Consider the following 7,160-nt stretch of genomic DNA (forward strand, 5'->3'; position numbering starts at 1 on the left):
ATATTCAAAATAATAGATACTTACTTATTATCCTTAACAGCTAGAGAATAAAGGGGAATTTATAATGGATATATTAGGTATACTGGGAATCTTGTTAGGTATAGTAACAATCATTCTCTTTATTATTAAAAAGTTCAATATCATCGTTGCTGCACCCATAGCGACGATTGTCGTGTTGCTGTTTAACGATGTGCCTATACTAGAAACCGTATTTGGCAAAGAAAATTCGTATATGACGGCACTTGCTGGGTTTATTGCATCCAATTTCGCTATCTTCTTATTAGGTTCTATATTAGCGAAATACATGGATAAAAGTGGGGCTACGATTTCAATTGCAAATAAAGTATTGTCTGTGGTCGGAACCAAGAACCCGTACAAAGCATTAGTGGCATTATTTATTATTTCTGCCATTCTTACTTACGGTGGTATTAATGTATTCGTCATCATTTTCGCATTAATTCCAATGGCTAAACCCATTTTCAGACAACTTAATATTTCATGGAAATTAGTTACCATTCCTGTATTTGGTGGGACTTCAACTTTCACGATGACGATGTTGCCTGGGGCACCTTCATTACACAATATTGTGCCTTCAACGACTTTGGGAACCACATTAACTGCTGCTCCGTTACTTGGAATCGTCACTTCCATCGCAGCCGTTATCTTCATACTAGTATTTATGAAATTCTCACTTGCCAAAAGCTTGCGTAAAAATGAGACATTTATTGTGGATGAGAAGGTTAAAAGTAGTGATGATGAGACATCTAAACGTGACCTCCCATCATTCATTATAAGTTTACTACCTATCATTGTGTTATTAGGCATCATTTTACTATTTAGTTCTGTGAGTAACATCATTATTGTCGCTTTAATTGCTGCTATTCTTTTGAGTGCTCTATTATTCCGTAAACAAATTGATCAGCAAAAAGGGGTATTAAATCAAGGTGCAAACGAATCGTTATCATCAACGATAACAACGGGTAGTACAATTGCATTTGGTAGCATTGCAACAAGTGTTCCGGCGTTTAAGGGTGTATTTCAATTGATTCAATCCATTCCTGGACCTCCCGTACTCTCATTAATGATTGGTACAGGTCTTATCGGTGGTATTACTGCTTCAGCTGTAGGAGCAATCGGCATTTCTGTTGCGAATTTCGCCCCTATTTATTTGGAAATGGGATTAGACCCAGAAACCGTTCACCGCGCAATCGCAATTGGATCTGGAGCTCTATCAATTGTTCCTTACTCTGGATTCTTGATTATATTTAATAATTTAACGGGATTAACTATGAAAGACACCTTCAAAAATGGATTTATTAGTATAAGTGTTACCCACTGGATTGCAATGGCCGTTATCGTTACCATGGCAATCTTAGGTTTAGCTTAATTATTTAACTGTAGCAAGTCTCTTGTTACGAACTATACAACTTAACGATACATTAAGAACTTTAGACTAAAGTTTTTCATGTGATAGATTTCATTAATACAATAGAAATAATTTATAACATATAGGAGGATTTCATCATGAGTAAAAAAATTGGATTTGTAGGATTAGGAACAATGGGCTTCCCGATGGCAGCTAATTTAAAGAAAGCTGGATTTGAAGTAATCGGTTATGATGCATATAAAGGTGTTTATGAGAAAGCAGAAGCTGCTGGATTTACAATGGTAGAAACGTTAAAAGAAGTGGCAGAACAAGCTGACGAAGCAATTATCTCAATGGTTCGTGACTATGCACAAAATGTTGAGGTTATTTTCGGTGAAAATGGTCTATTGTCTGCACAACCAAAAAATAAAACAGTTATTGTCATGAGTACACTTGATCCTCAAACAATGAATGAATTAGGTGAAAAAGTCGAAGGAGAAAGTGAATTAACATTAATCTCTGCAGCGGTAAGTGGAGGAGCTTCAGGTGCTCAAGCTGGAACACTATCAATTATGACATCTGGTAAAGAAGAGATTGTAAAGTCTTTCCAACCATACTTTGATGCGATTGGTTCTAACACATTCTACTACGGTAGCGAACCAGGTAACAGCCAAGTAGCAAAATTAATTAACAACCTTATCTTAGGGATTAACATGAACGCTGTGGCTGAAGGACTTAAATTAGCGAATCATTACAACTTACCTCAAGAAGAGGTAATAAACTTATTACAAGTAAGTACTGGTGATAGTTGGGTCGCGAGAAATTGGAGCGATGTTTCTGAATGGACAGCAGACACTGCCTTGGCCGTTCTACTTAAAGACTTAATCGCGTCTTATAACCAAGGAATTAAACATAATATATCTATGCCATTTAATGCCTTATCATCTACACAATTATTTGACTCTATGGGCAAAGAGAAACCAAAAGCGTAATAATTAGGTTAATGCTATAAATTTTAATGTACGCATGAGAATAAAAGCATCCCTTTTTGTTTGATTAGACAGAAGTGGGATGCTTTTAATTCATGTATCATTTGTCACTTGATAGAAACGCATCAAGTTTGGTTATGACGTCATTACTAATATGTGATTCTATCTTTTTAACTTCATCTTCAATCTCCTCATCCTTCACTTTTATTAATTGAAAGAAACGATAGAGGATTTCATGGTTTAATGCCAATTGCTTAGCCAATTGATCTCCTTTTTCTGTGAGTGTAAGCATCCCATAACGCTGAAATTCAATAAGGCCATCCTCTTTTAGCTTCTTTGCCATTTTTGATGCGGAGGGAACGGAAACATTCAATGACTTCGCTAATTGAGATACACGCGTAAAACCTTCTTCATTTAAATTTGCATATATCTCTAAAAGGTATGTTTCCCGCTTAGCGGAAATCATACTTCAACACCTCCTTTAATCAATCATCTGATTCCAGAAATTCATTAGAACAGCTACCTATTATTTTTTGAAAGTCATCTCTGTCAATTATTCCTAAAGCCTTTAGAATAATGGAGTATTTCACTATTTTCGAGTTGATTCTTGAACTTCTTTGCATGTTCACACCATCCTTTCTACTACATGTTCCCAACGGGTCTCTATCGTCCAAGGTGGGATGATGGATCCGTGCTTCCTGGGCGCAGCCAATTCGAAAGCATTCCGTGTCGTGGTGATAAGAGAAAGCTAATGAAGAAAATCCCCCCTGTCGCAAATGCCATTGAACCCGAAATCGAAGTATCAATCCAGAGAGCGAAATAATATCCTCCAATCGCAGATATAATTCCAAACATTGAGCTTAACCCGAGCATAACAAGGAGTTTGTCAGTCCAGAGATAGGCAGATGCCGCTGGTGTAATAAGCATCGCAACCACCATAATCGCCCCCACTGCATCGAAAGCCGCAACCGTTGTTACAGAAACGAGCGTCATAAACAAATAATGCATCGAAAGCACCGGGATTCCGATACTCGCTGCAAGTGCCGGATCAAAGGTTGTAAGTTTCCACTCCTTGTAAAACAGCCCGATCACAAGAATGACTAATAGTAAAACACAAAGGAGCATAAACGTTGCTAACGGTATTTCCCCTATTAGTGGTACATGGATGATATTCCAAGGAACAAACGTAATTTCCCCCATTAATGCGTGCTGAACATCAAGGTGAGCATTCCCTACCTTTGTAGCAATCAGAATAACCCCAAGTGCAAAGAGTGTTGTAAAAACAACCCCAATTGATGCTTCCTGCTGAACTCCTCTTGAATGAAACCATTGCACAAAATAGGTGGTCAACATTCCTGAAATCGCAGCACCAATTAACATGTGAATCCCACTTAAGCTATGGGTTAATATATACGCCATCACGATCCCAAGTAAGACGGTATGACTGATTGCATCAGCCATCATCGCCATCCTCCGTAAGATGAGGAACACACCGACAATGCCACAGGAAACACCCACTAATGAAGCTGTTAAAAGAATCAAGGCGGTATATGTCATCGATTTCCCTCCTTTACATAGGAAGGCGAAACAATTTGTTCGTATATTTCCTTCTGCTTATTTCGACGCATTATATATTCAACGACCATTCCCTTTTTACGTCCAAAAAATAAAGAGATTAAAAATATGGTTCCAGACGTTATGACAATGAAGGGTCCCGTTGGCAAACTTGTTCCTAAGGTACTAATCGTCGTTCCTATCGCTCCTGCCACTCCTCCAAATATCCCCGATAACCACATCATCGTCTTAAAGGAGTGCGTCCAATAGCGTGCACTAACAGGCGGTATGATGATAAGTGCAGACATTAATATCACACCGACAGCCTGGATGCCAATGACAATCGTCATCACAAGAAGGAGTAAATAGATAAGATTCAATCCTTTTATCGAAAGGTTTAGCCCCTTTGCAAAATGGGGATCAAATAAAAACAATTTCCACTCCTTGAAACCAACGATGATGATCATAATAACAACTATCGCGAGAATCGACATGAGGATTACATCTGAACTGATCATGGATGCTGCCTGACCAAAGATAAACGTATCTAACCCCGCTTGATTACCTTGAGCGGTTCGATTTACAAGTGTTAAAAGAACAATGCCCCCTCCGAAAAAGACCGATAATATCATCCCCATCGCCGTGTCCTCCGTAATACGGGTCGTTGATTTGATCAGAATAATTAATAATGCACCAAGAAGGGCACTGATACCTGCGCCAAATATAAGGACAAACAAGTCTTTCATTTGAAACAACATAAATGCAATGACAACACCAGGTAGGGCAGCATGTGATAGTGCATCACTAATTAAGCTTTGCTTTTTCCAGTATGCTAAACAACCGACTAGACCTGAAGCAATCCCAAGAAGCAGAGTACTAAAGAGTACCCATTGAAAATTACTTGATTGTAGGAGTAACAATGCCAACTCCCTCCTTTATTAACCGAAAAGTTCCACCATACGTTTTTTCAATGTTTTTCACTGTGAACGTTGCCTGGACATCGCCATGTGCAATGACAGTTCGATTTAAAAACAAGACTTGGTCAAAATAATCCTCTACCGTTTGGAGATCATGATGGACAACTAATACGGTTCTCCCTTCATTTTTTAATTCTCTTAAAATCGTCATGATTGCACGTTCTGTTGCTGCATCAACACCAGCAAGCGGTTCGTCCATGAAATACAAATCAGCATCTTGGATCAATGCTCTTGCTAGAAAGACACGTTGCTGCTGCCCGCCCGACAATTCACTAATTTGGCGGTTTGCGTAATCTGCCATCCCCACTTTATCCAATGCCTCAAGGGCTTTATCTTTATGGCGTTTATTTGGCCACTTCACCCAACCGATTTGGCCATACATTCCCATCATCACAACATCTAATGCATCTGTTGGAAAATCCCAATCAACCGAACCCCGTTGTGGAACGTATCCGACTCTTGTTTTTGCCCTTTTTAAGGATGTTTCAAAAAAGGATGTAGTACCTGATAATCGTGGATGCAGTTCAAGTAACACCTTGATGAGAGTCGATTTACCTGCTCCATTAGGTCCCACGATACTTGTGAGCGATCCTTGCTTGATTGTAAAATTCACATCATGAAGAACTGTATTTTTTCGATAGGATGCACTTATTTGGTCGACTTGTAGGACATTCATTGTTCCACACTCCCTGTTAATCCATTGTAGATTGTTGTTACATTATGCTGATACATACCAAGATAGGTGCCATCCTCAGTTCCCGCTTGACCCATTGCATCTGAAAAAAGCTCTCCACCTAGCTTAACTTTAAGTCCCTTTTTACTAGCACCTTCAATAACGGCTTTTATGGAATTCTGGTTAATACTACTTTCTACAAATACAGCGGGAACTTGCTTTTCAATCAGCAAATCGACAGTTGATTGTATATCAGACAAACCAACTTCATCCTCCGTACTTAGCCCTTGCAAGCCAACAACCTCAATGTCATACATCCGACCAAAATAGCCAAACGCATCATGGGCGGTCACTAGGATACGTTGTTCTTTTGGAATTCCCGACATTTTCTCAATCGTATCCGTTTTTAATTCCTCGATTTTTTTCATATACTTCTTTTTGTTTTGTTCGAAATAATCTGCATTCTCGGGAGAAAAGCTTTTCAATTCCTCTGTAGCATTTACTAATGCATCCTTCCAAATATCTATATCAAACCAAATATGTGGATCAATCGCACCTTTATCACCCACTAATAATCGTCCCTTATCGATGGACTCTCCAAGTGCAAATGTATGTTTAGTTTCTTTTAGCTTCGAAAAGATTTCTCCCATATTTCCTTCAAGATGCAGACCGCTATATAAAATAACGTCTGCGTTTTGCAGTTTTGTGATATCACCTTGAGTGGCTTTATACAAATGCGGATCCACACCTGGCCCCATTAAACTTGTCACCTTTACACGGTCACCGCCAATTATTTGGATTGGTTCTCCGATTTGTGCGATTGTCGTTACAATTTGAATGACGTCGTCTCGTGCCGTTTCATTCGTTTTAGTTGCGGAACTGGTGCATCCCATTAACGACACAGCCATTACTAACCCTAAAATAAATAGACCGAAAGCAGTTTTTCCTTTTTTCAATTTCGGTTCCTCCTTGCATTAATGAATAAATGTTTCCCTAAGGAAACTTTTTGGGTAAAAAAATTTGTCCGTTTTTCACGCAAGCTAAAATGTTTCCTTAAAGAAAGATTAGTTCCTAAAAGCAAGTCTTGTCAAGTATTATTTTAAAAATATTCCATTTCTTTCGTGACGGTAATAAAAAATGTGTTGTGAGGACAATTCATGAAAGAGCGTTGATTTGTGGGGATTTGTTCGTTCCGGTTTTCATCCGGCTAATGAAGTGTTTTTCGAAAAAAACTTTTACTCCAATTGCGCTTCATTGGGTTAATGAACGGAAATTGGATGGCGATTTTCTCGACGAATCCTCTTCATTGGGCTTATGAACACCATTTCGAACATGATTTTCGCTCAGATTGGTCTTCATCGAGCTTATGAAGACCTTTTCGAACATGATTTTCGCCTAGAATGGTCTTCATCAGGCTTATGAAGGACTTTTCGAATCTGTTTTCCGCTCGGAATGGTCTTCATCGGACCTATGAAGGACTTTTTGAACATGGTTTTCGCTCGGAATGGTCTTCATCGGGCTTATGAAGGACTTTTTGAACATGGTTTTCGCTCGGTATGGCCTTCACTGGGCTTATGAAGGAGATTTCGAAACGGAGTTCC

General features: G+C 38.9%; 7 protein-coding genes. 2 read left to right on the forward strand and 5 right to left on the reverse strand.

What is annotated here, in order from left to right; translation table 11 throughout:
• Window positions 1-64 precede the first annotated feature (64 nt).
• Window positions 65-1,387, forward strand: a complete 1,323-nt coding sequence (locus tag V7097_RS15575) for a GntP family permease (protein ID WP_335704553.1) — start codon at window positions 65-67, stop codon at window positions 1,385-1,387.
• Between the two features lie 137 nt (window positions 1,388-1,524).
• Entirely contained in the window at window positions 1,525-2,358 is an 834-nt protein-coding gene (locus V7097_RS15580) for an NAD(P)-dependent oxidoreductase (protein ID WP_335704554.1), read from the forward strand.
• A gap of 97 nt (window positions 2,359-2,455) precedes the next feature.
• Here V7097_RS15580 and V7097_RS15585 read toward each other — a convergent pair whose 3' ends face one another.
• The 5 genes from V7097_RS15585 to V7097_RS15605 form a co-directional block, all read right to left on the reverse strand.
• Entirely contained in the window at window positions 2,456-2,821 is a 366-nt protein-coding gene (locus tag V7097_RS15585; RefSeq protein ID WP_335704555.1) for a metal-dependent transcriptional regulator, read from the reverse strand.
• 197 nt (window positions 2,822-3,018) lie between these two features.
• Complete coding sequence (locus tag V7097_RS15590; RefSeq protein WP_335704556.1) at window positions 3,019-3,912, reverse strand: metal ABC transporter permease; 894 nt, start codon at window positions 3,910-3,912, stop codon at window positions 3,019-3,021.
• Entirely contained in the window at window positions 3,909-4,829 is a 921-nt protein-coding gene (locus V7097_RS15595) for a metal ABC transporter permease (protein WP_335704557.1), read from the reverse strand. Before V7097_RS15595 ends, V7097_RS15590 begins: the two co-directional genes overlap by 4 nt.
• Window positions 4,807-5,562: a metal ABC transporter ATP-binding protein gene (locus V7097_RS15600; RefSeq protein ID WP_335704558.1), complete on the reverse strand. Its 756-nt coding sequence runs from the start codon at window positions 5,560-5,562 to the stop codon at window positions 4,807-4,809. The genes V7097_RS15595 and V7097_RS15600 overlap by 23 nt, the downstream gene beginning before the upstream one ends.
• On the reverse strand, window positions 5,559-6,515 hold the full coding sequence (locus tag V7097_RS15605; protein ID WP_438824243.1) for a metal ABC transporter solute-binding protein, Zn/Mn family: 957 nt from the start codon (window positions 6,513-6,515) through the stop codon (window positions 5,559-5,561). The genes V7097_RS15600 and V7097_RS15605 overlap by 4 nt, the downstream gene beginning before the upstream one ends.
• Window positions 6,516-7,160 lie beyond the last annotated feature (645 nt).

This window comes from Bacillus sp. JJ1562 (genome assembly GCF_036962705.1).
Classification (GTDB): Bacteria; Bacillota; Bacilli; order Bacillales; family Bacillaceae_L; genus Ferdinandcohnia.

Excerpts from the sequence above, each read along its gene's own strand:
- V7097_RS15575 (WP_335704553.1), top strand. The coding sequence starts at position 65 with ATGGATATATTAGGTATACTGGGAATCTTGTTAGGTATAGTAACAATC.
- V7097_RS15580 (WP_335704554.1), top strand. The coding sequence starts at position 1,525 with ATGAGTAAAAAAATTGGATTTGTAGGATTAGGAACAATGGGCTTCCCG.
- V7097_RS15585 (WP_335704555.1), bottom strand. The coding sequence starts at position 2,821 with ATGATTTCCGCTAAGCGGGAAACATACCTTTTAGAGATATATGCAAAT.
- V7097_RS15590 (WP_335704556.1), bottom strand. The coding sequence starts at position 3,912 with ATGACATATACCGCCTTGATTCTTTTAACAGCTTCATTAGTGGGTGTT.
- V7097_RS15600 (WP_335704558.1), bottom strand. The coding sequence starts at position 5,562 with ATGAATGTCCTACAAGTCGACCAAATAAGTGCATCCTATCGAAAAAAT.